Source organism: Pseudomonas kermanshahensis (genome assembly GCF_014269205.2).
In the GTDB taxonomy this organism is placed as follows: domain Bacteria; phylum Pseudomonadota; class Gammaproteobacteria; order Pseudomonadales; family Pseudomonadaceae; genus Aquipseudomonas; species Aquipseudomonas kermanshahensis.
The window spans coordinates 2,228,667-2,254,206 of sequence record NZ_JABWRY020000001.1; the positions used below are offsets into that span (position 1 = coordinate 2,228,667).

The following is a 25,540-nucleotide window of genomic DNA, read 5'->3' on the forward strand; positions in this document are numbered from 1 at the left end:
GGCGGGTCAACGGTTGTCTTTATTGTTCAAGGTCGCGGCAAGGGCCTGCTCGCAGCGCTCCTGGGCGGTGTCGAGCTCCAGTTGCATCTGGTGGATGTCGAGCATCTGCTGCTCCAACTGGGCACGTCGTTCGGCGATTTTCACCAGCATGCTGTTGAGCTGTTTCAGGTTGCCGCTGGTGGGGTCATACAGCTCGATCAGTTCACGGCATTCGGCGAGGGAAAAACCAATGCGCTTGCCGCGCAGGATGAGCTTCAGGCTGACTTTGTCACGCGCCGAGTAGATGCGTTCCAGGCCACGTCGCTCGGGGCTCAGCAAGCCCTGTTCCTCGTAGAAGCGGATGGCACGGGTGGTGATGTCCAGCTCGCGGGACAGGTCGGAGATGCTGTAGGTCTGCAGGCTCATGCGGGGGCTCGGCGTGGGGTATGGGGCTATCCTGAATGCAGGTTGACGTTTACGTCAAGCAGGGGCGCTATTCAGGCACCCCCACCCGGCGATAGCCATTGGGCGTCTGCCCGCTCAGCCGCTTGAAAAACCGCGCGAAGTAGGTGGGGTCGGTAAACCCGAGACTATCCGACAATTGCCCAATGCTCATGCGCGTATAAAGAAGGTTGCGCCGCGCCTCCAGCAGCAGCCGCTGATGCACCACCTGCAAAGCCGTTTGCCCGCTCAGTGCCCGGCACAGCTGGTTGAGCTGCAGGCTCGAGACGTTCAGGCGCGCGGCGAAGTCCTCCACGGACAAATGCTCGCGGTAATGCGCCTCGACCAGGCGCAGGTATTGCCCGAGCAACTGCCGGTCCCGTTCGTCACGGTTACGGGGCGCCTGGCCCAGTTGCTGCCGGCGGCTGATCCAGACCATCAACGCGGTCACCAGCGCCTGCAGCATCGTCGCCCGTGCCGGGGCATTGCCCTGGTATTCCTGCTGCAGTGTGTCGATCAGGCTGCGTAAACGCTGGCGGTCCTTGCCCAACGCATAGCACGCCGGCGTGGCCAGCATGCCCACGGGCGCGCCCAGTTGCTGTTCCAGTTCGGCCACCAGCGCGGTGCCGAAGGTCAGTACATGCCCCTGGATGTCGGCACTGAAGCGAAAGCCGTGCACGGTCAGTGGCGGTACCACCTGGATGGCGGCCTGGCTGATCGAGCTGCGGACACCTTCGATCTCCACCTCGGCCTGGCCACGCTGCACATACAGCAACTGGAACAGCTCGGCATGCTGGTGCGGCTTGATCTCCCAGTGGTGCAAGCGGCTGCGTGCCGGGATCGACTCGCAGTGCAACAGGTCGGTGCCAGGCCACGCCTGGTTTTCGCCGTACAGCTGGAACAACGGAATGCCGGGGAGGGTGGATTTCATGCGGTTTTGCCTGTCCGTTAATCGAACGTTTTTTGTAAAAGTGCAGGTTTTGCATGGAATAGCACACTTAACCGGCAGCCTTTGCCAGTAAAAATGCAGGTGTAAACCCTAACAGCAGATGCCATGCCACTGCCAGTCCAGGGCCGGCATCGCCCGACTAGAGACAACAACAATGAAAACTCAGGTTGCAATCATCGGTGCAGGTCCCTCCGGCCTGCTGCTCGGCCAGTTGCTGCACAAGGCCGGCATCGAGACGGTCATCGTCGAACGCCAGACCCCCGAATACGTGCTCGGCCGCATCCGTGCCGGCGTGCTGGAGCAGGGCACGGTCGACCTGTTGCGTGAGGCCGGCGTGGCTGCGCGCATGGACCGCGAAGGGCTGGTGCATGAAGGCGTCGAGTTGCTGGTCGGCGGGCGTCGCCAGCGCCTCGACCTCAAGGCCCTGACCGGTGGCAAGACGGTGATGGTCTACGGCCAGACCGAGGTCACCCGTGACTTGATGCAAGCCCGTGAAGCCAGTGGTGCACCGATCATCTACGCGGCGAGCAATGTGCAGCCGCATGAGCTCAAAGGCGAGCGTCCATACCTCACGTTCGAAAAGGACGGGCAGGTTCACCGCCTGGACTGTGACTACATCGCCGGGTGCGATGGCTTCCACGGCGTTTCCCGGCAGAGCATCCCCGAGGGTGTGCTCAAGCAGTACGAGCGGGTGTATCCGTTTGGCTGGCTGGGCTTGTTGTCGGATACCCCGCCGGTCAATCACGAGCTGATCTATGCCCATCACGAGCGGGGCTTCGCGCTGTGCAGCCAACGCTCGCAGACGCGCAGCCGCTACTACCTGCAAGTGCCGTTGGACGATCAGGTCGAAGCCTGGTCCGACGAGCGTTTCTGGGAGGAGCTCAAGGCCCGCTTGCCCGAGGACGTGGCAGCGAGCCTGGTGACCGGCCCTGCGCTGGAAAAAAGCATCGCCCCGCTGCGCAGCCTGGTGGTCGAACCGATGCAGTACGGGCACCTGTTCCTGGTCGGCGATGCCGCCCACATCGTCCCGCCTACCGGTGCCAAGGGCCTAAACCTGGCGGCATCGGACGTCAATTACCTGTACCGGATCCTGGTCAAGGTCTACCACGAAGGGCGCACCGACCTGTTGCAGCAGTACTCGCCGCTGGCCTTGCGCCGGGTCTGGAAGGGCGAGCGTTTCAGCTGGTTCATGACCCAGTTGCTGCATGACTTTGGTACGCACAAGGACGCTTGGGACCAGAAGATGCAGGAGGCTGACCGCGAGTACTTCCTGTCGTCGCCGGCGGGGTTGGTGAACATTGCCGAGAACTATGTGGGCTTGCCGTTCGAAGAGGTGGCGTAGGGGTAGGGCTGGAGAATTTCAGCGCCTGCAAAATCGAGCGCCGCCCGCGCGGTGCATCGCGAGCAACGCTCGCTCCTACGGTTGTTTCGGGCCAGTGAGTCCTATGGCATGGGCGCGCGCGCCCCTTGGTGCCCGCCTCGATATCGAGTTGGAAAAACAAGGCGGTCGCGCGCCGCCATCACAGGCATAATTGGCCCGAAACAAACGTAGGAGCGAGCGTTGCTCCGATGCGCCGCGCGGGCGGTGCTCGATCTCAAAAGCGAAATCAATCCATCGCCATGCACTCAAGCCTCTCATCACGCCCCCGGCAACTGATTGCCGCCCTAAGCCTGGCCACCACCGCTGGCCCAGCCTGGGCCGACCAGGTACTACCCCCACCCCCAGAATTGCAGTCCGGCTACCGCAGCGCCTTGCAACCCGTCCACGCCAGCCGGCACATGGCCGCAGCTGCCAACCCGCTGGCCAGCGAGGCGGGGCGTGCGATGCTGCGCGCCGGTGGCAGTGCCATCGATGCGGCGATCGCCATGCAGATGGTGCTCACCCTGGTCGAGCCGCAATCCAGTGGCATAGGTGGTGGGGCCTTCATCCTCTATTGGGACGGCAAGCGTGTGCAGGCGTTCGACGGCCGTGAGGCAGCACCTGCAACGGCCACGGAATCACTCTTCCTGCAAGCCGACGGAACGCCGATGCCATTCAGGGCGGCGCAAATCGGTGGGCGTGCGGTCGGCGTTCCTGGCGTGCTGCGGGCGCTTAAACTGGCCCATGAACAGCATGGCAAGCTGGCGTGGCAGGATTTGTTCGCACCTGCGATAGCGCTGGCGCAAAAGGGCTTTCCAGTCTCTGAGCGTCTACACACCTTGCTGGCAGCTGACCCTTATGTCGCACGCTCACCCAGCATGGCCCGCTACTTCCTCGGCGAAAACGGCAAGCCAGTGCCGGTCGGCACGTTGCTGCGCAACCCCGAGCTTGCGCAGACCCTGGCGCGCATCGCCGCGCAGGGGCCTGATGCGTTCTACACCGGTGAAGTGGCCGAAGCGATCGTTGCCCAGGTGCGTGGGCATGCCAATGCCGGGCAACTGTCATTGCAGGACCTGAGCCAGTACCGGGCGCGCGAGCGGGAGCCGGTCTGTGGCCCGTACAAACTGTGGCGTATCTGTGGCATGCCGCCGCCTTCTTCGGGCGGGGTCGCTGTACTGCAGACACTGGGCATCCTTGAAGCGCTACAGCGCGCTTCGCCGCACTTTGACCTGGCGAAACTTGCGCCACGCGCAACGTCATCGCCCGCCGGCCTGGAGCCCACGCCGCTGGCGGTCCACGTGATCGCCGAGGCCGAACGCCTGGCCTATGCCGACCGTGCCCAATACCTGGCCGACAGCGACTACGTGCCGGTGCCGGTCAAAGCCCTCATCGACCCTGCCTACCTCGCTGGGCGTGCCGCCCAGATCGGCACCTACAGCATGAAGCGCGCCGGCCCCGGTACCCCGCAGGGCGCCGACCTGGCCATGGCCCCCGACCGTTCGCCGCTGCGTATTTCCACGTCGCACCTCTCTGCCGTGGACGACAGTGGCCAGGCCTTGGCCATGACCACGTCAGTGGAGGCGGCGTTCGGGGCGCATTTGATGGTCAAAGGTTTTTTGCTGAACAACCACCTGACCGATTTCTCGTTTCTGCCACAGGAGCAAGGTAAGCCCGTGGCGAACCGGGTCGAGCCGGGCAAGCGCCCCTTGTCGGCCATGGCGCCGACCTTGGTGTTTTCGCGGTCATCGGGTGAACTGGTGGCCAGCCTCGGTTCCCCCGGCGGCTCGCAGATCATCGGCTACGTGAACAAAGCGCTGGTCGGCCTGCTGGACTGGCAACTAAACCCGCAACAAGCCAGCAACCTGCCCAATTTCGGCAGTCGCAATGCCGGTACCGAGGTGGAAGCGGGGCTGACCAGCCCGGCGCTGATCCGGCAACTGGCGGCCTGGGGGCACGAGGTCACGCCCATGACCATGACCAGCGGCATGCAGATCATCCAGCGCACTGGCGCTGGCTGGTCCGGGGGGGCTGACCCGCGACGCGAAGGCGCGGCACTCGGCGATTGAGCAAGCGCGTTGCGGGGTATGAGGTGGCGTGATAGAACGCTACCTTGCCATTCAGAAGTTGAATACCCAGATGTCTATCAGCGTGAAATCGAATAGAGCACTGTTCGACCTCGACTTGCTGCGCGCGATCGTCGTGGTGGCCGATTGCGGCAGTTTCACCACCGCCGCCGCACGCCTGCACTCGACCCAGTCCACCATCAGCCAGAAGGTGCGGCGACTCGAAGAAATGGTCGGCCACCGTTTGCTGTTGCGCGGCAACCGTGACGTGCTGCCCACCGACGCTGGGCAGACCTTGCTCGGCTATGCCCGCCATATGCTGGCCTTGAACGACCAGATGCTCGAAGCGCTGGCAGGGGCGATGGTCGGTGTCACCGTGCGCCTTGGCGTGCCCGAGGATTTCGTCGGTGGGCGCACCACCAACGCCCTGTCGGCGTTCAGCCGGCTGCACCCGCAGGTCAAACTGGAAGTGACCAGCGGGCTGTGCCGTGACCTCAGCCAAGCCTACGACAATGGCGAGCTCGACTTGGTGCTGCTGAAGCAGCGGCGCAACAGCCGCGAAGGGGTGGCCTGCTGGCCAGAGCGCCTGCAGTGGATAGACAGTGCGCGCACGCCGGCTTTTGAACTCGACCCGATCCCGTTGGTGACCTTTCCGCCACGCGGGCTGTACCGCGATGACATGATCACCGCCATCGAAGGCATGGGCCGGCGCTGGCGCATCAGCTTTACCAGTTCCAGCCTCAGCGGCATCCAGGCTGCAGTCGCCGATGGCATGGGCATCAGCCTGCTACCGCCGCGGGCGGCAACGCGCGAGCACCGGGTGCTGGGGGGTGAGCAGGGGCTGCCCGAGGTCGACAGCTACGAAATCGTCATCGTCCATCGGCCCACGGCAGACGTGATGGTCAAGGCACTGGCCGAGGTGATGACGCAATTGTTGGCTGGAGGTGGGATCTAAAAGCAATTAGAATCAGTCGCATTCATACCTTTAGCCCGCTAGCGTGCCCTTGAATGACCGACTCCACCCCGGCAGACGAAACCTCCTTCGGCACGCTTTACCGCGACCATCGCAGTTGGCTGGAAGGCTGGCTCTCGCGCCGCCTGGGCGATGCCTGGGAGGCCGCCGACTTGGCCCAGGACACCTTCTTGCGGGTGCTCGCCGCGCACCCCGGGCAGAGGCTACCCAGCCTGCGTGAGCCCAGGGCCTATCTACTGACCGTGGGCAAGCGGCTGCTGATCAACCACTACAAGCGACGCAGCCTGGAGCGCGCTTACCTGGAAGCCCTGGCCAACCTGCCCGAAGCGCTGGCACCCTCGCCAGAGCAACGCTGGATACTGCTTGAAGCCTTGCAGGCCTTGGACGAACTGCTCGACGGCCTGCCACGCGCCGTGCGCCAAGCTTTTCTATGGGCGCAGTTGGAAGGGGTCGACTACGCAACCATTGCCGAGCGTTTGCAGGTCTCTGAGCGTACGGTCAAACGCTACATGGTCAAGGCGTACGCGCATTGCCTGTTGGTGGCGTTGTGAGCGCGCCCGTCGACGCCCGCGCTCGGCAGCTGGCCCGCGAGGCCGCGCATTGGTTGGCCTTGCAGGACGCTGGCCCGCTGGATGATGGGCAGGTTGCCGCGCTGCTTAGCTGGCGTGCACGCAGCGCTGCCCATGAAGCGCTGTGGCAAAAAGCCGAGGCCCTGCGCACGCAGTTTTCCGCCGTGCCATCGTCGCTTGCCGTGGCCTGCCTGGACCGTCCGGACCCTGACCGCCGCCGGTTGCTGGGCCAGGCCCTGGCGATCGGCACGCTGGCGCCGCTAGCTTGGTATGGCTACCGTCAGCTACCCGTGGACAGCTGGCGCGCCGACCTGCACACCGCCACCGGAGAACGGCGTGGCCACGTGCTGGCAGGGGGAGGGCGCGTGCATTTGAACACTGCCAGTGCGGTGAACCTGTCTGTGCAGGGCGGCCAGCACGTTGTGCAACTGGTACGGGGTGAGATTGCCGTGGACTGCGTCGGCCCGTTGCAGGTGCAGACCGCCCAAGGCACTGTCTATGCTACCCGGGCGAGTTTTTGTGTGCGTCAGCAAGGGCAGCACTACCGCGTGTCGGTCAGCGATGGCGCCGTGCGCCTGCAAACGGCCCAGGGCGGCGCGCTGTCATTGCAGGCTGGGCAGAGGGTAACCCTTGCTGCAGGCGGGGCGGGGCCTATAGAGGCGTTCGACGTACAGTTACCGGGTTGGCAGCAAGGCCTGTTGATGGTCGACAACCAGCCCTTGGGCGATGTATTGCGCGAACTCGACCGCTATCGCCCCGGGCTGCTGCGTTGGGACCCGGCCCTGGAGCGCCTGAGCGTGACCGGCACCTTCCAGCTCGACGACAACGACCGCATCCTTGCCTTGTTGGCTGCCAGCCTGCCGCTGCAGGTGCATTACCGGACCCGCTACTGGGTGTCGCTGACACCGCGCAAGCAACCTGCCTGAGTGCATACCGCACAGGGGGAAGTGTTTCAGTCTGTGGCCAAATGGAATACCTGGCAGGCTGTGCAGTCCCAACTGTTACCTGGGTACGACACCCGTCATCCCACGCCATGGAGAACCAACATGAAAGCAGCGCTTTTCGTTGCATTGCTGGCCAGCACCGGCCTTGCGCAGGCCGCCCAGACGGTGGAGCTCAAGCTGGCAGGCCCCGACGGCCCAGGCAAGTCGATCGGGACCATCAGCATTGAGCAAAACCAATACGGCACCCTTCTGACCCCTGATCTCAACGACCTGCCACCCGGCGTGCATGGCTTCCACCTGCATCAGAATGCGTCGTGTGCTCCCACGGAGGAGAACGGCAAGCCGGTGCCTGCTGGCGGGGCGGGTGGCCACTGGGACCCGGATTCGACCCAGGCGCATAAAGGCCCCTACGATGACAGCGGCCACCGGGGTGACTTGCCGGCGCTGTACGTGGGGGCCGATGGCAAGGCCAGCTATCCGGTGCTCGCGCCACGCCTCAAGGCTGCGGACTTCAAAGGCCATGCGTTGATGGTGCATGCCGGTGGCGACAACCACAGTGACCACCCGGAAAAACTGGGCGGTGGTGGTGCGCGGATGGCATGCGGGGTTGTGCAGTAAACCGTTTGGAACTCATAACGTATTGATTTAGCAGGGTCTTGTGGGAGCTGGCTCGCCGGCGATCACCGGCAAAGCCGGTGCCATACACTGCGGCGCTTGCATCGCCGGCAAGCCGGCTCCCACAGGGTCAGTTGATCTCCTTCACGACACGTTGAATCAATTGATCGAAAGCGGGCGTGAGCTTCTCGGTGACAGGTGAATCCCGGCGATCATGCAGCGCACCGAGCCCCCGGCCATCTCGATGGTCGGCACATCCAAAGGCACCAGCCGCGCCGAACGCTCGATGCGTTGACGCTGCTGGCCCGTAAGGCTGTCGAACGCTTTGCGCGAAAGCGCAAGGATTCGACCATCACGCCCGGAAAGCTCGATGGCGTTGCCGGCAAACTGGCTGATCTGCTGGTTGCTCAGGTCGATCACATCACGGCCCGACTCGATCAGGCGCATGCGCACCTCCTGCGCACGGCTCGGGTTGGTGAACGTGTCAAACCCCACCAGTGCAAACTCCGTTGCCACGCACATCAGGACGTTTGTGTGGTAGATCGGCGTGCCTTGTTCGTCGGCCGTGTCGAACACCATGGGCTCGAAGTTGAAGTGCGTGCTGAAACGCTCGAGGGCGATCGGGTCGGCGCGGTTGGAGCGGGCGGTGTAGGCGACCCTGGACAAATGGTCGAACACCATTGCCCCGGTCCCTTCGAGAAACAGCTCGTCCTGTTCCAGCCCGGAATAGTCGATCACATCCTGCACCCTGTACTCATGCTTGAGCATCTCGATGACATCTGCCCGCCGTTCGCGGCGGCGGTTGCGCGAATACATCGAGTAGATCGCGATGTGGCCGCCCGGGTGGGTGGAAAACCAGTTGTTAGGGAACACTGAGTCCGGCGTGTTCTGCTCGCCAAAGTCGTCGAACAGGTGCACCCGCACACCCTCGGCTTCAAGCCGCCCCGCGGCCTGGGTGACTTCGTCGCGCGCCACATCGGCCAAGGCCTGCGCGGCGACGTCAGGGTGGGTGCTCTGAAACGAATTGTCTGCCGCTGTTTCCGGGTTGGGGGTGAAGGCGTGCGGCCTGACCATGACCACTGCCGCAGGTGCTTGAATCGAACGCGTTGGAAATGCCATCTGGAATACCGAAATTAAGAGCTGACCGTAGGGTTATGCAACGCGTCGGATGCGGCTTTTGGCAGCGCGGCCGCGGGTGTGGCTGAACAGGTCTTTCGGGTCTTCGTCCACCCAGGGCACCAGGTCGATTTTTGAGCCCAGGCCGCGCTTTTCGGCTTCCTGTAGTACATACCGTAGTACGGTATAGTCTTCGAGCGCGAAGCCCACCGAGTCGAATACGGTTACCTGGCTGTCGCTTTGGCGGCCTTCGGTTTCACCCCGCAGTACACGCCAGAGGTCGACCACCGGGAAGTCGCCAGGCAATTGCTGGATGTCACCTTCGATACGGGTCTGCGGTTCGTACTCGACGAACACGCGTGCGCTGCGCAATACATCGGCATGCAGTTCGGTCTTGCCTGGGCAGTCGCCGCCCACTGCGTTCAAGTGCATGCCGGGTTCGAGCATGTCGGGGGTGATGATGGTCGCGTAGGCCTTGTCGGCGGTCACCGTGGTGATGATGTCGACGCCTTTGACCGCCTCGGCAACAGAGCGGGCCTTGCGAATGGTAAGGCCGCTGTATTCCTTGAGGTTGGCGATCAGCTTGGCGGTGGCCAGCGGGTCGGTGTCGAAGGCGACGATTTCTTCGATACCCAGGTGCTTGTGGAAGGCCAGTGCCTGGAATTCGCTTTGCGCGCCGTTGCCGATCAGCGCCATTTTTTTCGCGTTCGGCCGGGCCAGTGCCTGGGCGGCCATCAAGGATGTGGCGGCAGTGCGCAGGGCGGTGGCGATGGTCAGTTCAGACAACAGTACCGGGTAACCGGTCGCCACGTCGGCCAACACCCCAAAGGCCATGACGGTATGGAGGTCTTTTGCTGTATTGGCAGGGTGCCCGTTGACGTATTTGAACGCATAGCGATGCGTGTCGGCGACCGGCATCAATTCGATCACACCCACTTCCGAATGGCTGGCAACACGGGCGGACTTATCAAAGTCCTGCCAACGTTTAAAGTCTTCGCGCAGGGCGGCGGCGAGTTCACCAATGAAGGGCGCTACGCCAATGTCATGGACCAAATCGGACATGGTTGGAACATCAATGAAATACGTCATGCTCTTGCACCTTTTATGCGCGCGCTCTCACCTCAAGGCCTGCAGGGTGAACGCTTAAGATTGTTGAGGGGTTGCCAGCACGAAGAGTTTGATGAAAGGTTGCGTCAAATTGAAGAGAGCAGGTTGCCAGTTTCGTCATCTTTCTAGACAATCTGCGACCCTAGAATAACAATCTGATTAATGGGCAGGCACCATGGATACTGTAGACCGGGAACTGATCGCGCTGTTGCGTGATAATGCACGCACGCCGATCCTCACCCTTGCCAAGAAACTCAAGGTTGCCAGGGCAACGGTGCAGAACCGCATCACCAAGCTTGAGGAACAAGGGGTGATCATGGGCTACACGATTCGCCTCAGGTCAGATGCCCTGGAGCAAGGCGTACGGGCAATTACCAGCATCGGCATCAGCGGCCACCATGCTGCGGAGGTCAAGCACGCGCTGCGCGGGCACCCCAACGTGGTGGCCATCCACACCACCAATGGCCGCTGGGACCTGATGGCCGAGCTGCGGGCGGACACCCTCGAGGCCTTCGACCGGGCGTTGAACACCATTCGCTCGATACAGCACATCGAGAACACCGAGACCAGCATTTTGCTCTCCACCTTCAAGATGTGATCACTGCGATAGCCGGAATGGGCAGGCGCCTGGCGCAAACTGTCACCCCGGCCTTTCACAGTGCAACAAATCCCATTTCGTGTGTGCAGTCTGTAGCGTTCCGATTGACCACAACGGCTGGCAAAATGAAACAGCGTCAGCACCCTGTGTTTCACGTTTAAATGTCTTGCCGGGCATGACCAGATTAATCGGCGTGCACGTGTGATGGGCTTTCATAATTAATTAAGCCTGATGAGAAGTTTCGTCGGGGCGTGTATTTCCGTCTGCGTTAATACCCATGCCTGCTGCGCTTGTTATTACAACGCGTGTGCACGTGCGTACCAATTAAAGTGCGCAGTGAAGGGATGTGGTTTCACAGAAAAAGAATAAGAGGTCAACTATGCAGCAAACGTGCAACTCGCAAGACGCGACTGGGCAGCCTGGCCGTACGCTGAAGCGACGGCTGGAAAACAGGCACATTCAGCTCATTTCGATCAGTGGTGCGATCGGCACCGGGCTGTTCATGGGCTCGGGCAAGATCATTGCGCTTTCCGGCACTTCGATCATTTTGGTGTACGCCATCATCGGCTTTTTCGTGTTCTGCATCATGCGTGCGATGGGCGAGATGCTGCTGGCCAACCTGCACATGGAGTCGTTCGCAGACCTGGTACACAACTACCTGGGGCCACGCGCCGGTTTCATCCTCAGCTGGTCCTACTGGCTCAGTTGGGTGGTCGCGGCGGTGGGTGATGTGGTCGTAGTGGCAGGCTTCTTCCAGTACTGGTACCCCGAGGTGCCCACCTGGCTACCGGCATTTGCCACGATGTTCCTGCTGCTGGGCCTGAACATGCTGGCGGTAAAGGCGTTTGGCGAGGTTGAGTTCTGGTTCGGGCTGATCAAGATCGTGGCGATCGTGCTGCTGGTGGTCACGGGGCTGGTGATGGTGGCCACGTCCTACACGTCGCCAGCCGGGGTCACGGCGTCCTTCAGCCATCTGGTGGCACCCGGTGTGGTCATGCCACATGGCATTCTCGGCTTCCTCGCCGGCTTCCAGATCGCGATCTTCTCGTTTGTGGGCACCGAACTGATCGGTACCGCGGCCGCAGAGGCCAAGGACCCGGAAAAGACCCTGCCCAAAGCGATCAACACCATTCCCGTGCGCATCCTGTTGTTCTACATCTGCTCGCTGGTGTGCATCATCAGCGTGGTCTCGTGGGCAAATGTGCCGGCAAACCGCAGCCCGTTCGTCGAGCTGTTCCTGCTGGGCGGCCTGCCGGCTGCGGCCGGCATCATCAATTTCGTGGTGCTGACGTCTGCCGCCTCGTCGGCCAACAGCGGTGTGTATTCGGGGTCGCGGATGCTTTACGGCCTGTCCCACCAGCAACAGGCGCCGACCGCGTTCGGGCGGCTGTCCGGGTCGGGTACGCCGGTCAGGGCGCTGGTGTTTTCGGGGGTGTGCATGGCGATTGCGCTGACGCTGTTATTCGTGATCCCGGAGGTCATGACGGTCTTCACGTTGGTGTCGACCATTTCGGCGGTGATGATCATCGTCACCTGGTCGCTGATCCTGATGTCCTACTTTGCCTACCGTCGGCAAAACCCCAAGGCGCATGAGCAGTCCAGGTTCAAGCTGCCAGGTGGCAAAGTGACGGCGGCATCGGCACAGCTGTTCCTGATCTTCGTGTTGTGCCTGTTGGCGCTCGAGCCTGACACACGCACCGCGCTGTATGTGATGCCGCTGTGGTACATCGGCTTGCTGCTCGCCTACCGGCGCCGGGTTAAGGTGTGCGCTCGGCAAGTAGCGGCTACGGCTTCCTGAAGCGCAGTGCAGTTGGCCCTGGGGTATCGCCCACGGCCACTGTCGCTTTCAGCTGTCGCGCAGCCAGTCCACCAAGCCCAGAATGGTCGGGGTAGTGCTGCGGCCATGGGGCACTACCAAGTAGTAGGCCTCGCGGGGTTTGACCACCAGGTCGGTCAGGCGCACCAGCTCACCGGACGCCAACAGGTGATCGACCATTCGACCCCACCCCAGCGCCACACCATGCCCATGCAGCGCCGCCTGGACGGTGTCGGCGTACAAGTGGCAACGCAGGCTGTAGCGAAGTTTGGGCGGGTGCCCACCCGCTTCGCGGAACCAGGTAGGCCAGGTCATCCAGCCCTCGGTCGTGGCATCGGCATCGAGCAAGTCGGCGCCGTACAGCCCTTCTAGTGACTCCGGCAGGCTGTTGCGGGTGAGCCAGTCGGGTGAACACACCGGAAATATTTCTTCCTCGAACAGCTGCACGGCGGTGCCGTCCTCCCAGCGCCCGTTGCCATAGCGCACCAGCAGATCGACATCGTGATTGCGCAGGTCGCCCATGAACATCTGTGTGGCCAGGCGCAGGCGCACGTGGGGCAGGGCGGTGCGCAAGGTGCCCAGGCGCGGCATGACCCGCAGCTGGGAAAACGTCGCGGTGCAGCTCAGCACCAGTTCTTGCTCATTGCCACCCTCGCTGAGGCGGTCGAAGACCGAGGCGATCTTTTGCAGCGAATCGGAAATGACCGCATACAGGGCCTGGCCCTCGCTGGTCAGGCGCACGCCCCGGTGCAGGCGCTGGAACAGCTGGCTGCCGAGGGTTTCTTCGAGCTGCTTGACCTGTTTGCTCACCGCTGCCTGGGTCACGCCCAACTCCTGCGCGGCCAGGGTGAAGCTGTTGTGCCGGGCCACGGCTTCGAATTCGAGCAGTGCCGTCATCGACGGGATGATGCGCCGGTAGCCTTTGTGCTTGTTGCCGTATTCTTGTGTTTTCATGCGACGTCCTGGCAAGGCGCGACGCGCTGGTCCGCGTCGCGCCCAGACAGTGGCAGAAAAACCGCCAGGGCGGTAGTCGCCAGCATGCCTTCAGTGCTGGCGCTCGGCCACTGCCCGCAGCGTGCGTAACGTCACCACCGGGGCATCCACCACAAAGCGGTTGGCCAGCCACCCCGGCACATCCCCGGCCGGGTCTGCCTTGAGCTGGTACGTGACTTCGGTCTGCTTGTCACCCAGCGGTTTCATCACCCACTGACCACTAAGGCGCTGCACGCGGATCAGCCCCTCCACTTCGGGGATCTTGCCAGGGTCGGCGCTCAGGTGGCGCAGCAGGGTGCCGTCGTCGCGCTGTTCGGTGGTCACCTTGACCACGATGTCCCGCGGCAGGGTCGGCCACGGCAGGTTGGTGGTCAGGTAGACCCAGGTACTGTCGCCGTCGACCTCCAGCAAGCGCATCTCGGCGCAGGCATACAGCCATTTGCAGGCCACGCGCAGGTTTTCCTGCAGGTCTGTCAACGTGCGTACGCTGGCCTTCATGGTGCTGACACCGCGAAACTGCTGGTAGGGGGAATCGCCGGCGCCGCTGAGGTAGACACGAATGCCTTCCCTGTCGTAGGCCAGGTTCCAGTCGTCGGTCGCCTGAACGGTACTGGACAGCGCCAGCAACAAGGCGGCAAGCAGGCGGTAGCGGTTCATGGTGAGCACCGCGCAGGGCAAGATTGTTCAGTATGAGCGGCAAACAGAAAGCCCGCCAGGGAGGCGGGCTTCGGTCCAACAGGCTGGGCTTAACTAAACGCTTAGCGCTGTGGGTTGAGCGTCAGGTGCACGTGGCGGTTGACGTCCTTGTACAGCAGGTAGCTAAAGTTGCCTGGGCCACCGGCGTAGCAGGCTTGCGGGCAGAAGGCGCGCAGCCACATGAAGTCACCGGCTTCGACTTCGACCCAGTCCTGGTTCAGGCGGTACACAGCCTTGCCTTCCAGCACGTACAGGCCATGTTCCATGACGTGGGTTTCAGCGAACGGAATCACGCCGCCCGGCTGGAAGGTCACGATATTGACGTGCATGTCGTGGCGCATGTCGGCCATGTCGACGAAGCGGGTGGTTTTCCAGCGGCCTTCGGTGCCCGGCATTTCGATGACGGTGGCGTTGTCACGGTGGGTGACGAAGGACTCTGGCAGGTCCAGGCCTTCAACCTTCTGGTAGTGCTTACGCAGCCAGTGGAAGGTGACGTTGGCCTTGCTGTGGTTGCGCAGGCTCCATTCGGCGCCTGGGGCGATGAAGGCGTAGCCGCCTTGCTTCAGGGTGTGGGGCTTGCCTTCCAGGGTGATGTCGAGCTCACCCTCGACCACGAACACCACGGCTTCAGCGTTTACGTCCAACTCTGGGCGCTCGCTGCCGCCTTCCGGGGCCACTTCGACGATGTACTGCGAGAAGGTCTCGGCAAAGCCGGTCAATGGGCGGGCGATGACCCACATGCGCATCTTGTCCCAGAACGGCAGGTGGCTGGTGACGATGTCACGCATCACGCCCTTGGGGATGACGGCATAGGCTTCGGTGAACATGGCACGGTCAGTCAGCAGCTCGGTTTGAGCTGGGTGCCCACCGTGGGGGGCGAAGTAGGAATGATTCGACATGGACGATCTCGACTTGTTGTTCTCTCCCCGTGCCGTGAACCGCACCGGCCGGTGCGGCGCAGGGGATGTGCCGACAGAATAGGGTCGAGCGCGTGCCATCTACAAATTAAATGTTGGAATACCCGGTATTTGCTTGCTGAATGCTAACCTGGCGCCCTGCATGCTGCTCCGGCAAGCGGTCGCCCTGGCCGAACAGCTTGTGACGCAGGGTGCCATCCTGGTAGTGCAAGGGGTAGCGGCCGCGGCGTTGCAGTTCGGGCACCAGCAGCTCGACGACGTTGGCCAGGTCGTCCGGTTGCACCGCGTACGTGAGGTTGAAACCGTCGATGCCGGTCTCGTCCAGCCACGTTTCCAACTGGTCGGCGATGTCACTGGCAGCGCCGACCAGGACCGGGCCACGGCCCCCCAGGCCGACGAATTCGGCCGCTTCGCGCACGGTCCAGCGGCGGTTGGGGTCGGCGGCGGTGAAGGCGGCCAGGGCGGCGCGGCCGGCATCGTTCTCGACATACTCGATCGGTGCGTCGGGGTCGAGGCCGGCGAAGTCGATGCCGGTCCAGCCCGACAGCAGGGCCAGCGCGGCGTCCAGGTCGACATAGCCCCGGTACTCGGCAAAGCGGGCTTCGGCCTCTTCACGCGTGGGGGCGACGATCAACAGTGCCTGGGCGTAGATCAACACCTCGTCGCGACCACGCCCGGCCACTTCGCTGGCCTGGCGAATGCCATCGGCATAGCGGCGCAGTACCGTGGTCGTCGGCCCGCTGATGAACACGCACTCGGCATGCTGCGCGGCAAACTGCTGCCCGCGTGCCGAGGCGCCAGCCTGGAACAACACCGGCGTGCGTTGCGGCGAGGGCTGGCACAGGTGTGTGCCGGGCACCTGGAAGTGCTCGCCGACGTGGCCGATCGGGTGGACCCGGGAAGGGTCGATATAACGGCCGCTGTCACGCTCCAGCACCACCGCGTCGTCGTCCCAGCTTTTCTCCCACAGTTTGTACAGCACCTGCAGGTATTCCTCGGCCAGGTCGTAACGTTGGTCGTGGCCCAGTTGGCGGGCCAGGCCCAGATTACGCGCGGCGCTGTCCAGGTAGCCGGTGACGATGTTCCAGCCGACGCGGCCATTGCTCAGGTGGTCGAGCGTGGACATGCGCCGGGCAAAGGGGTAGGGGTGTTCGTAGGTCAGTGAAAAAGTCACACCAAAGCCCAGGTGCTCGGTTACGCCGGCCATGGCCGGGACCAGCAGCAGCGGGTCGTTGACCGGCACCTGCACACCTCCGCGCAAGGCCGCTTCGGGGCCGCCCTGGTAGACGTCGTAGATGCCCAGTACGTCGGCAATGAACAGCGCGTCGAACAGGCCGCGCTCCAGCAGACGGGCCAGGTCGGTCCAGTAGCCCAGGCGGTTGAAGGCCACACTGGTGTTACGCGGGTGGCGCCACAGGCCGGGGGACTGGTGGCTGGCGGCGTTCATGCTGAACGCGTTGAAGCGGATCGGGCGGGGCATGGCGGTCATTCTCCGGTCACGGCAGCACGGAAGCCGGGTAGACCGCATCGGCTACCTGCAACTTACGCGGGATCAGGCCCAGGCCCTGGAAGGTGTCGGCCAGCTTTTGCTGTTCGGCGACGATCTGCGGGGTGATGGCGACGGCGTTGTAGTTACGGCGCTCGCTGGCCACTTCCAGCACATCGGCCTTGATCCCCAGCTGCGGCGCCAGCAGCGCGGCGACTTCGGCGGGCTTGGCGTTGGCCCATTGGCTGACCTTGCCCAGCTCGGCGAAGAAGGTCTTGAGCAGGGCGCGGTGCTGGTCGGCGAATGCCGCGGTGGACAGGTAGAAGGTGCGGTTATTGGACAAGCCACTGCCGTCACGCAGGTTCTTCAAGCCCGGCTGGCTTTCTGCCGCGGCAAGGAACGGGTCCCACAGGGTCACGGCCTGGACGCTGCCCGATTGCAGGGCGGCCACGGCATCAGCTGCGTTATTGACGTAGGCGGGGGTGATGTCCTGGTAGCTCAGGCCGGCTTGCTCCAGTGCGACGGCCAACAGGTATTGCGCGTTCCAGCCACGGCCGGTAGCCACCCGCTTGCCTTTGAGGTCCTGCACGCCTGTGAGGTGGTCCTGTTCGCGTACCACCAGGCCGATACCGCGCGGGTAGGGTTGCTCGGCGGCCAGGTAAACCACTGGCTTGCCGGCGGCCTGGGCAAAGACCGAGGGGGCGTCGGCGGCGTGGCCGAGGTCGATGGCGCCGGTGCTCAGCGCTTCGAGCAGTTGCGGGCCCGCGGCGAACTCGTGCCAGCTGACGGTCACCCCCTGCGGGGCGAGGGCCTTCTCCAGGGCACCACTGCCTTTGAGAATGTTGATGCTGTTGAATTTCTGATAGCCGATCCGCAGGGTTTTGGCGTCTTCGGCGAGGGCGTTGGACCAGGGCAGCAAGGCGCTGGCGACACTGGCCAATAGGCCGCCGATCAACAGGCGGCGCAAGGGGGAAAAGGCACGGGTGGGCATGAGGGGGGCTCCTGGAAGGGGTGGTAATCCGTGCGCCCAGACTAAGGAGGTGGCGTTTGGCTTTCAATTTTTTAATTCCATTTGGTTAGAATGTTTAGTTATTTTTATATCCTTTTTGTAGTTTAGCGGCGTGCGATTGCACAGAAGGGCACTGTGCCATCACTTTTTTTTCACATCGCTTTGTTAGGATCCCGATCACGTTTGAGGAGCCTTTTCATGCCGCACATCCTGCGCAAGCGCAGCACCCGCATCGCCCTGACCGCTACTGCCAGCCTACTCGCGGCCACGCTTGGCTTCTTTGCCTGGCAGAGTTTCTACCCCGTCCAGGCTGCCAGCGGCTGGGACGTCGACGTGTTGTACCGCGACGTGGCCAAAGCAGCCTCGTTGCTGCCACAAGCTGACGGCAGCCTGCTGGTCAGCCGCGAACTGGACGACGGCAAAGGCAGCATCCTCAAGATCACCGCCCAGGGCGACCGGGTCGTGGTGATCGACAACCTGTCCAAACCTGATGGCATGGTCGCCGTCGACGGCGGCTGGGTGTTCAGCCAGGAAGGGGGCTTCGCGCCGGTCAGCCTGTCGCGCGATGGCCAGGTGACCCGGCTGTTCGACGGCGAGAGCGTGCAAGGGTTGTGGAATGATGGCGATTTCCTCTATGCCATCGAGGACCGCAAGGGCAATGGCCGCTTGATGCGCTACGACTGGCGCACTGGCCAGCTTGACGTGCTGCGTTCCGGGCTTACCGAAACCGAAGGCCTGACCCGCTGCAGCGATGGCCGCCTGCTGTATACCGAGAAAGCCAACGGCAAGGTCCGCGCGTTGTCCGAAGACGGCCAGGACCCGGTGGTGGTCGATGGCCTGCGTAACCCAACCTTCCTGTTCTGCGACCAGCGCGGTTTGTGGATCAGCGAAGACAACACGCACCGCGCCCGCCTGCTGCGTATCGACGCCGATGGCTCGCGCCAGACTGTGCTGTCGTTCCTCAAGGCGCCCCAGTCTATCGTCGCCGATGGCAAGGGCGGCTACCTGCTGGCTGAGGGCGGGCGCAACCGCGTGCTGCACCTGACTCCACCGATGGAGCGCAGCACCGCGCAGCGTGACTGACCAATCGTTCAGCTCGGCAGGCGTTGCTTGCGCCCGGGCAGCAAGCCCAGCACCAGCATGCAGCCGAGCAGGATCACCCCGCCGCCGGCGACCTGCAGCAGGCTCAAGGTTTCATCGAGGAACAGCGCCCCCACCAGCACCGCCACCAGGGTGACCACGAACTCTACGCTGATGGCGCGGGTGGCACCGATACGGGCGACCAGGCCGAAAAACAGCACATACGTGGTAGCGCTCATGACCCCGCCGCTGATCAGCAGGTAAAGCCAGTCGCTGGCCTGGAGCACGCTAGGCACGGGCACCACCAGCAACAGCGGCAAGGTCATCAGGCCGCCGGCCAGGAATGCGCCGCCGGTCACCGTCCACGGGTCCTGGCCACGCACGTGTAGGCTGGCGTAGTTGCTGCCGAACGCGGCGCTCAAGGCTCCGAACAGCGACGCGATACAGCCGTGGATGAAGACGTCGTTGACCGGTTGGGCCGGAAAGCCCACCAGCATGGCGATGCCGACAAAGCCCAGCAGCAGGCCGATGAGGCCTTGCAGGGTGATCTTCTCCAGCCCCCAGACACGGCCGATGATCATCGAGAACAGCGGGATGGTGGCCACGAAGATCGCCGCCATGGCGGTGCCGATCCGTGGCGTGGCGTAAGACATCCCGATCAACTGCCCGGCCACGGTAGTGGCGCCGATCACCAGCAGCGGTTTCAGCAACGGTCGCAGGCGCAAGGCACGGCCGCACACCGCGCCCAGAATGGCCAAAGTACTGCCGGCAATCAGCGAGCGCAGGCTGACCGCGCCGACCCAGCCAAAGGCGTGCACCGTCTTGAGCACCACCAGAAAGGAAAAGCCCCAGGCAATGGCCAGAAACAGGTAAGCGGCAAGGTCACGCGGTTGCATGCGGCAGGGTCCGTCCGGGGCAGAGAAACGCAGGCTAGCGGGTTGAGGGGCGTGACTACAAGCGCCGCCAGTGGTTTGCCTGTAATGCCCTTTGATGGCTACCCGACCAACAGCGTGCTTCCCTGCATGGCCGCGCTCACGGATAATCCCCTCATTCCAATAAACAGCCTGTGAGTGGGTATGAGTGATTCCGTAGTCAGCCTCGGCCAGCCTGAGATCGAAGGGGTGCGCAAGTCGCGCAAGAACAACCCCGAGAAAACGCGCGAGGACATCCTTCAGGCCGCCATCAACGAGTTCGTCCAGCAGGGCCTGGCCGGCGCGCGCGTCGATGCCATCGCCGAGCGCACCGCCACCTCCAAACGCATGATCTACTACTACTTCGGCAGCAAGGAGCAGTTGTACGTCGAGTGCCTGGTCAAGCTCTACGGTGATATCCGCAAGACCGAACAAAGCCTGGACCTGGAGTCGCTGCCGGCCGAGCAGGCGATCCGTCGCCTGGTGGAGTTCACCTTCGATCACCACGACCGCAATGTCGATTTCGTGCGCATCATCTGCACCGAAAACATTCACTATGGCGAGTACGTCAAGCAGTCGCCGGTCATCCGCGAAATGAGCAGCCTGGTGCTCGAAGCGCTCGGCAGCACCCTGCGTCGGGGCGAGCAGGAAGGCGTGTTCCGTTCCGGAATCGAGGTCATCGACCTGCACATGCTGATGAGTTCGTTCTGCTTCTACCGGGTGTCGAACCGCCACACCTTCGGCGAGATCTTCCAGATAGACCTCGCCGACGACGAGATCAAGCAGCGCCACAAGAACATGATCTGTGACGCAGTCATCCGCTATATCCGCGCCTGAGCGGGGTCACTCGCCCAGCCGTTGCTCGCGTGACGGCGGGTAGCCGAAGTACGCCGCATAGCACTTGCTGAAGTGCGACACCGACACGAATCCGCAGGCCACTGCCACTTCCATCACCGACAGGTCGGAATACTGCAGCAGCCGGCGGCTTTTGGTGATGCGCAATTCCATGTAGTAGCGCCGCGGCGAGGTGCCCAGCTGGGCCTGGAACAGGCGGTCGATCTGCCGGCGTGAGCGCCCGCTGTAGGCGGCCAGTTGATCGAGGCTGAGGGTTTCTTCGAGGTTGTTTTCCATCAGCTCGACGATGGTGCGCATGTGCAGGCTCATGGACTTTTTCGCCCCGGGCCCGACCTGGCGATAGCGCGCGCCGGAGAACGACAATATTTCTTCGACGCCTTCGGCCAGGCCATCGCCGTACAGCCTGCGGACCAGGCCGAGCATCAGCTCCATCGCGCCATTGGGGCTGGCGGCGCTGAGGCGGTCGCGGTCGAGGGTGAAGCTGGCCGGGGTGATGCGGGTTTGCGGGCTGCGTTCAGAGAGGCTGGCGCGTTGCTCGGGGTGGATGCTGCAACCGTAGTCGTCCAGCACGCCTGCGCGGCCCAGGAACCAGGCGCCGTTCCACAGGCCGCCCAGGGCCATGCCATGGGCGGCGCAGTCGTCCAGCATGCGGTCGAGCTCAGGGTACTTGAGCGGGGTGCGCAGGCCACCGCAGATGATCAGCAGGTCGAGTTCCTTGAGCGCTTCGGCGGACAGTTCGCTGGCGACCAGCTCCAGCCCCAGGTCGCTCAGCACCCGGTCGCCGTCCAGCGACAGTGGGGTGAACTGGAAGCTGTCGGCGCGCAGCAGGTTGGCCGTGACCAGCACATCCATGGCCACGGTGAAGCTGGCCATGGAGAAGTGTTCGAGCAATACGAAGTCGACCCGATAGGGCGCTTGGGCATTTCCGGTGGTGGACTTTAGCCTCAGCATGTTGCTGGTGCTGGTCTTCTTGCTGAACTGGCGTGGGGTGGGCACTCTGGACTCCGCTTCCTGGCTGGCCAGGCGGAGTGTGGCGGGTGGCCGGGGGAAAGACAATCTCTTGGGTGGGCCTGTCGTATTTCAGGTCGTGTTAAGGCAATCTGCCAGGTGACTCTACGATTGAGGATGCCGTTGATGAAATATGCCGTTACCCTGTTGCTCAGCCTGTTGCCGTTGCTGGCCAATGCCTTGGAACCGGGCGAAAAGCTTGCCCCGTGGACGCTGCTCGACCAGCACGACCAAGCGTACAGCCTCGATGCCGGCACGCATATTCTGCTGGTAGCGCGGGACATGGACGGTGCCAAGTTGGTGAAGGCGGCACTGGCCGAGCAGCCCAAGGGCTATTTGGAAGCCCGCGATGCGGTCTTCGTTGCCGACATCCAGCGCATGCCGGCGCTGATCAGCAAGTTGTTCGCGATCCCCGCCATGCGCGATTACAACTATCGGGTGCTGCTCGACCGTGAAGGAAGGGTGGCCAGTCGCTATCCGGGGCAGGAGGGCCAGGTGCAGTGGTTGCAACTGGAGCACGGTGCGTTGGTGAGCCAGCGGGCGTTTGCCGATGCGGTGGCGTTGAAGGCAGCGCTGGAGCAGGCAGCGCGTCACTGAGGTTGACCGGATATAGCGCCCTGACACCAGGTAAATCAATCTGAACCCTCAGCATTCACTGCAACCCAACCCATTACATGCCAAATGGGAGAGTGCTCATGGAAATCGGAACGATCTGGATCATCATCGCGGCCTTTGTGATCCTGCTGGAAATCTGGGCCATCTGGCACATCATCGGCAGTGACCGCCGCGCAGAACGCAAGATGCTGTGGGTCGTCTTCGTGGTCTATGCGCCGTTCCCCGGCCTGTTGTTCTGGGCGTGGCGCGGGCCGCGAGCGGTGAAGGGCAGGGCAGTGCTGCAAGAAAAGTGATGGCCATGGCACCAGGCGCGGGGGCGCCTGGTGCGGTCACTGCTCGCGGCTCAGGGCACGATGCTGAAGTAAATGGCCTGGCCCAGGCCGTCGACCATCAGGCTGCCGTGAAACTTCACCCGCGACACCACACGCAGGCTTTTGAGCTCTTCGTGTATGCGGCCGCGAATCTGCTTTTCGGCTTCATCGACACGGGCTGCCGTGGTGCCTTGGTAAAGCTGGACCACGCCTAGCAGGGTGGTTTCGATGTGGTCCACGGTGTCCCAGCCGATGTTGCGCAAGTGCAGCCGGGCGCGGGCGGCCTCGTCGTCATCGCCGTCATGCCGTGGGTTAATGGTGTAGGCAAGTTGAAAGTGGTGCTTGGTCATTGTCGCTTTCCTTGTTGCGGGCAGGCCTCCGTGCCGGGTTTTGCACTCTAGCGGCAGGCAGACGCCGCTGAAAACACACACGTGGTTCAACACGCTGACCGCGTCATGTGAAAAGTCCTACAGCGCTTGACCTCAAGCTAACTCGAGGTCTGATACTCGGCGGCACTTTTCTCCGTGCGAGTATTCACCGTGTCCCGTTCAGCACCTTTCCAGCTGTCCAACCCTGCAGGGCTGTATGACCCCAGTGACAATGCCTATTCCCATGTCGCAGAAGTGCCTGCCGGCAGCCGTTTGCTGTATATCGCCGGCCAGGGCGGCGAGGACGCCAACGGGCATCTGTCGCCGGCATTCGCCGACCAGGCCCGACAGGCCCTGGCCAACCTCGAAACGGCCCTGGCCTCCAAAGGCGCCAGCCTGGCACAGGTGTTCAAGCTGACCTTGCTGATCGTCGATCACAGCGAGGCGCGTCTGCAGCAATGGGTGGCCGAGGCTGACAGGGCCTGGGGCCCGCTCATGAAACCGACCTGCACACTGATACCCGTGCCTCGGCTAGCGCTGGGCGGCATGCTGGTGGAGATCGACGCGGTGGCAGCGCTGTAGCGGCTGCCGCTCGGGGGTGGCGCCAGGGAAACACTCTGTTGTATATCGGTAGCTGCAGGGCCGATATAACAACAATAACCCTCTCAGAGGTGACCCCACCATGAGCACCGGCACCACCACGCTTACCGACCGCAAGGCCAGGGCCTGGCTCTGGCCCGCACTGTTCAGCCTGGTGGCCTTCGCCGCCAATTCGGTGTTTTGCCGGTTGGCACTGCGGGACGGGGCTATCGACCCCGCATCGTTCACGGTGGTGCGGCTGGCCAGTGGTGCGCTGTTCCTCTTGCTGCTGATACGGCTACGCAAGCCCGCAGTCCCCCAGGGCGGCAGTTGGAGAGGCGGCCTGGCGCTGTTCCTTTATGCATTTCTGTTTTCTGCGGCGTACCTGCAACTGGGCGCTGGCGCAGGTGCGTTGCTGTTGTTCGGCGCCGTGCAGATCACCATGTTTGGTTTTGCCGCGTACAAAGGCGAGCGCATCACCCGCGGATGCTGCTGGGCATGCTGATCGCCTTTGCTGGCCTGCTGGTGCTGTTGTTGCCCGGTGCAGAGGCGCCACCCTTGACCAGCGCCTTGTTGATGGCCGCCTCGGGCGTGGCGTGGGGCGTGTATTCGCTGTTAGGCAAAGGCTCACCCAGGCCGTTGGCGGATACCGTCGGCAATTTTGCCCGCAGCCTGCCATGCCTGGTGCTGCTGGCACCCGTGCTGTGGGTCGGTGGCGGCACGCAGTTGACCGCCCCCGGTTTACTGTATGCGCTTGCCTCGGGCGTGCTGGCCTCGGGGGCGGGTTATGCCGTGTGGTATGGCGTGGTCAGGCAGGTCAGCGCACAACAGGCGGCAACGATGCAGCTCAGTGTGCCGGTGATTGCCGCAGTGGGCGGGGTTTGCCTGATTGGTGAGCCGCTGTCGTTGCGCTTGCTAGTGGCGTGTGTCGTGGTGCTGGGCGGTATCGCGCTGGCGCTGGCACCGCGCCGTTAAAAGAAGCTGCGCTGCGCCTTGAGCGTGACGACGCTTTCGCAATACGTGTTGATCCCCGAATACGCATCACAACCGCCGCCACTGAGGTTGGAGTTGCTGTAGATCAGGTTCAGGTCAATGCCCAGCCAAGGCCGCGACACTTCCAGCGACCAGTCGGAAAAGGCATTCACCTGGCTGCCATCGCCAATGGTGAACGGCGTGCCCAAGCGGTGATGGGCGAGTTTGACGGTGAGGTCGACGTCGAACAGCGGCAATTGGCCGAAGTCGGCAAAGAGGGTGCCGGTGCGGTTGTCGGGGTTGTCGCGCAGCGCCCCGCCAAAGCGGCTGCCCAGCACCGACACGCCGCCGTACAGCGCGTAACTGTCGGGGCCCGCGACAGTGGGCTGGCTGTAATGAATCAAACCCACCTCGTAACCGAGGCTGCTGTCGAAGTGGTGCTTGTAGCCCAGGTAGCTGTCCAACCGCAGGGTGGAGTTTGGGGTGACGCCCATGCTCGGGGCGTATTGGCCCAGGTACCAGCCACTGCGGTGGCTGAGGTCGAGGCCACCATGGAATGCGCCGATGGCGCTGGGCGAAATCAGCCCTTGGGCCATGCTGCGGGAGGGTGTGGTGCCTAGCGTGAAGTCGATGTCGCCCAGTTCGCGTTTCATTTGCTGGGCCAGCAGCAGGGGGCTGAAGAGCAGTGCAGCACTCAGCAACAGAAGGGGCCTGGTCATGGTCTCCGTCCTGGAAGGCTTGCGGTTGAGCGGTAAAGGATACCTGCGCAGGCGGGAGGAGGGAACCGTTGGCTATGCCCTTCAGCCTTTGGTCGAAGGGTCAGCGTCGGCGGCTTCAGTGACCACAGGCAGGTCGTTGGCACGCTGGATCACCCGCCGTTGCTGTTCATAGTCGTCCAGCGACAGGCCACGGCGTTGCAAGGCTTCCAGTTGCAGTTGGCGGGTTTCTTCGGCGCTGTACGGGCGCAGTTCGGGGTGGCTGGCACAGCCGGCCAACAGGGCGATGGCGGTAGCGGCCAGGGCAGTGAGCGAGAGGCGGGCCAGGGTATTCATCGGGTAGCTCCGGGGTGCGGGGATTCGCCAAGTTCGAATCAATGGCGCTAGGTTATTGGGCCGGGCCGATCAGTAGAAATTGCCTCGTTCGATAGTCACTATCGATACAACCATCAGTGCGAAAAGTTAGCGCCCTCTCTGCTGGTCAAACGGATTGC

General features: G+C 63.1%; 27 protein-coding genes and 1 pseudogene. 14 read left to right on the forward strand and 14 right to left on the reverse strand.

Annotation, left to right across the window (positions count from 1 at the left end):
- Positions 1–6 precede the first annotated feature (6 nt).
- Positions 7–405, reverse strand: a complete 399-nt coding sequence (locus HU764_RS10345) for a MerR family transcriptional regulator (RefSeq protein WP_027593543.1) — start codon at positions 403–405, stop codon at positions 7–9.
- A 67-nt stretch (positions 406–472) separates the two neighbouring features.
- Positions 473–1,351 (reverse strand): helix-turn-helix domain-containing protein, encoded by an 879-nt coding sequence (locus HU764_RS10350; RefSeq protein WP_027593542.1) that lies wholly within the window; start codon positions 1,349–1,351, stop codon positions 473–475.
- 172 nt (positions 1,352–1,523) lie between these two features.
- Between HU764_RS10350 and pobA the strand changes: the two genes are divergently transcribed.
- The 6 genes from pobA to sodC all read left to right on the forward strand — a co-directional run bounded on the left by pobA (position 1,524) and on the right by sodC (position 7,896).
- The gene (gene pobA / locus HU764_RS10355; protein WP_186703559.1) at positions 1,524–2,711 is read left to right on the forward strand and encodes a 4-hydroxybenzoate 3-monooxygenase; all 1,188 of its coding nucleotides are present in this window, start codon (positions 1,524–1,526) and stop codon (positions 2,709–2,711) included.
- Positions 2,712–2,989: 278 nt separating this feature from the next.
- Positions 2,990–4,795, forward strand: a complete 1,806-nt coding sequence (gene ggt / locus HU764_RS10360) for a gamma-glutamyltransferase (protein ID WP_186703558.1) — start codon at positions 2,990–2,992, stop codon at positions 4,793–4,795.
- 70 nt (positions 4,796–4,865) lie between these two features.
- Entirely contained in the window at positions 4,866–5,747 is an 882-nt protein-coding gene (locus tag HU764_RS10365; RefSeq protein WP_186703557.1) for a LysR substrate-binding domain-containing protein, read from the forward strand.
- Positions 5,748–5,800: 53 nt separating this feature from the next.
- The gene (locus tag HU764_RS10370; protein WP_186703556.1) at positions 5,801–6,316 is read left to right on the forward strand and encodes a sigma-70 family RNA polymerase sigma factor; all 516 of its coding nucleotides are present in this window, start codon (positions 5,801–5,803) and stop codon (positions 6,314–6,316) included.
- Positions 6,313–7,260 carry a FecR domain-containing protein gene (locus HU764_RS10375; RefSeq protein ID WP_186703555.1) on the forward strand — a complete coding sequence of 316 codons (948 nt, stop codon included), beginning with the start codon at positions 6,313–6,315 and terminating at the stop codon, positions 7,258–7,260. Before HU764_RS10370 ends, HU764_RS10375 begins: the two co-directional genes overlap by 4 nt.
- Positions 7,261–7,380: 120 nt before the next feature.
- Positions 7,381–7,896 carry a superoxide dismutase family protein gene (sodC, locus tag HU764_RS10380; protein ID WP_186680191.1) on the forward strand — a complete coding sequence of 172 codons (516 nt, stop codon included), beginning with the start codon at positions 7,381–7,383 and terminating at the stop codon, positions 7,894–7,896.
- A gap of 156 nt (positions 7,897–8,052) precedes the next feature.
- Here sodC and ctlX read toward each other — a convergent pair whose 3' ends face one another.
- Both ctlX and HU764_RS10390 read right to left on the reverse strand, forming a co-directional pair.
- Complete coding sequence (gene ctlX, locus HU764_RS10385) at positions 8,053–9,012, reverse strand: citrulline utilization hydrolase CtlX (protein WP_186680189.1); 960 nt, start codon at positions 9,010–9,012, stop codon at positions 8,053–8,055.
- Positions 9,013–9,045: 33 nt separating this feature from the next.
- Positions 9,046–10,098, reverse strand: coding sequence for an ornithine cyclodeaminase (locus HU764_RS10390; protein ID WP_186680187.1), 1,053 nt, complete (start codon positions 10,096–10,098; stop codon positions 9,046–9,048).
- A 193-nt stretch (positions 10,099–10,291) separates the two neighbouring features.
- On the opposite strand from HU764_RS10390, the gene HU764_RS10395 reads away from it, so the two are divergent.
- Together HU764_RS10395 and HU764_RS10400 are read left to right on the forward strand one after the other, a co-directional pair.
- A complete protein-coding gene (locus HU764_RS10395; RefSeq protein ID WP_027593533.1) occupies positions 10,292–10,714 on the forward strand; it encodes an Lrp/AsnC family transcriptional regulator in 423 nt (140 codons plus the stop codon).
- 379 nt (positions 10,715–11,093) lie between these two features.
- Positions 11,094–12,512 (forward strand): amino acid permease, encoded by a 1,419-nt coding sequence (locus HU764_RS10400; protein WP_186680185.1) that lies wholly within the window; start codon positions 11,094–11,096, stop codon positions 12,510–12,512.
- Between the two features lie 48 nt (positions 12,513–12,560).
- Here the strand turns inward: HU764_RS10400 and HU764_RS10405 are convergent, their stop codons facing one another.
- The 5 genes from HU764_RS10405 to HU764_RS10425 form a co-directional block, all read right to left on the reverse strand.
- The gene (locus tag HU764_RS10405) at positions 12,561–13,484 is read right to left on the reverse strand and encodes a LysR substrate-binding domain-containing protein (protein ID WP_186680182.1); all 924 of its coding nucleotides are present in this window, start codon (positions 13,482–13,484) and stop codon (positions 12,561–12,563) included.
- Positions 13,485–13,574: 90 nt separating this feature from the next.
- Positions 13,575–14,180 carry an START domain-containing protein gene (locus HU764_RS10410; RefSeq protein WP_186680179.1) on the reverse strand — a complete coding sequence of 202 codons (606 nt, stop codon included), beginning with the start codon at positions 14,178–14,180 and terminating at the stop codon, positions 13,575–13,577.
- Positions 14,181–14,281: 101 nt separating this feature from the next.
- The gene (locus HU764_RS10415; RefSeq protein ID WP_186680176.1) at positions 14,282–15,118 is read right to left on the reverse strand and encodes a bifunctional allantoicase/(S)-ureidoglycine aminohydrolase; all 837 of its coding nucleotides are present in this window, start codon (positions 15,116–15,118) and stop codon (positions 14,282–14,284) included.
- Between the two features lie 106 nt (positions 15,119–15,224).
- A complete protein-coding gene (locus tag HU764_RS10420) occupies positions 15,225–16,616 on the reverse strand; it encodes an LLM class flavin-dependent oxidoreductase (RefSeq protein ID WP_099429139.1) in 1,392 nt (463 codons plus the stop codon).
- 16 nt (positions 16,617–16,632) lie between these two features.
- Positions 16,633–17,613: an aliphatic sulfonate ABC transporter substrate-binding protein gene (locus tag HU764_RS10425; RefSeq protein WP_186703554.1), complete on the reverse strand. Its 981-nt coding sequence runs from the start codon at positions 17,611–17,613 to the stop codon at positions 16,633–16,635.
- Positions 17,614–17,829: 216 nt separating this feature from the next.
- Between HU764_RS10425 and HU764_RS10430 the strand changes: the two genes are divergently transcribed.
- Positions 17,830–18,714: an NHL repeat-containing protein gene (locus HU764_RS10430; RefSeq protein WP_186703553.1), complete on the forward strand. Its 885-nt coding sequence runs from the start codon at positions 17,830–17,832 to the stop codon at positions 18,712–18,714.
- A gap of 8 nt (positions 18,715–18,722) precedes the next feature.
- Here the strand turns inward: HU764_RS10430 and HU764_RS10435 are convergent, their stop codons facing one another.
- Positions 18,723–19,607: a DMT family transporter gene (locus HU764_RS10435; protein WP_186703552.1), complete on the reverse strand. Its 885-nt coding sequence runs from the start codon at positions 19,605–19,607 to the stop codon at positions 18,723–18,725.
- 180 nt (positions 19,608–19,787) lie between these two features.
- Here HU764_RS10435 and HU764_RS10440 point away from each other — a divergent pair, with 180 nt between their 5' ends.
- Complete coding sequence (locus HU764_RS10440; protein WP_027593524.1) at positions 19,788–20,459, forward strand: TetR/AcrR family transcriptional regulator; 672 nt, start codon at positions 19,788–19,790, stop codon at positions 20,457–20,459.
- Positions 20,460–20,465: 6 nt separating this feature from the next.
- On the opposite strand, the gene HU764_RS10445 is transcribed toward HU764_RS10440, so the two are convergent.
- Positions 20,466–21,473 carry a GlxA family transcriptional regulator gene (locus HU764_RS10445; protein ID WP_027593523.1) on the reverse strand — a complete coding sequence of 336 codons (1,008 nt, stop codon included), beginning with the start codon at positions 21,471–21,473 and terminating at the stop codon, positions 20,466–20,468.
- A gap of 138 nt (positions 21,474–21,611) precedes the next feature.
- Here HU764_RS10445 and HU764_RS10450 point away from each other — a divergent pair, with 138 nt between their 5' ends.
- Positions 21,612–22,082, forward strand: a complete 471-nt coding sequence (locus HU764_RS10450; RefSeq protein ID WP_099454365.1) for an FAD/FMN-containing dehydrogenase — start codon at positions 21,612–21,614, stop codon at positions 22,080–22,082.
- 98 nt (positions 22,083–22,180) lie between these two features.
- The gene (locus HU764_RS10455) at positions 22,181–22,393 is read left to right on the forward strand and encodes a PLDc N-terminal domain-containing protein (RefSeq protein WP_027593522.1); all 213 of its coding nucleotides are present in this window, start codon (positions 22,181–22,183) and stop codon (positions 22,391–22,393) included.
- A gap of 50 nt (positions 22,394–22,443) precedes the next feature.
- On the opposite strand, the gene HU764_RS10460 is transcribed toward HU764_RS10455, so the two are convergent.
- Positions 22,444–22,761: a hypothetical protein gene (locus HU764_RS10460; protein ID WP_186703551.1), complete on the reverse strand. Its 318-nt coding sequence runs from the start codon at positions 22,759–22,761 to the stop codon at positions 22,444–22,446.
- 189 nt (positions 22,762–22,950) lie between these two features.
- Here HU764_RS10460 and HU764_RS10465 point away from each other — a divergent pair, with 189 nt between their 5' ends.
- On the forward strand, positions 22,951–23,361 hold the full coding sequence (locus HU764_RS10465; RefSeq protein WP_186703550.1) for a Rid family hydrolase: 411 nt from the start codon (positions 22,951–22,953) through the stop codon (positions 23,359–23,361).
- 100 nt (positions 23,362–23,461) lie between these two features.
- Positions 23,462–24,333, forward strand: a pseudogene (locus HU764_RS10470) (DMT family transporter).
- On the opposite strand, the gene HU764_RS10475 reads toward HU764_RS10470, so the two are convergent.
- Positions 24,330–25,049 carry a TorF family putative porin gene (locus HU764_RS10475; protein WP_099429146.1) on the reverse strand — a complete coding sequence of 240 codons (720 nt, stop codon included), beginning with the start codon at positions 25,047–25,049 and terminating at the stop codon, positions 24,330–24,332. The pseudogene HU764_RS10470 and the gene HU764_RS10475 sit on opposite strands and share 4 nt — an antisense overlap.
- A gap of 81 nt (positions 25,050–25,130) precedes the next feature.
- Complete coding sequence (locus HU764_RS10480; protein ID WP_186680130.1) at positions 25,131–25,382, reverse strand: hypothetical protein; 252 nt, start codon at positions 25,380–25,382, stop codon at positions 25,131–25,133.
- Positions 25,383–25,540: the final 158 nt, after the last annotated feature.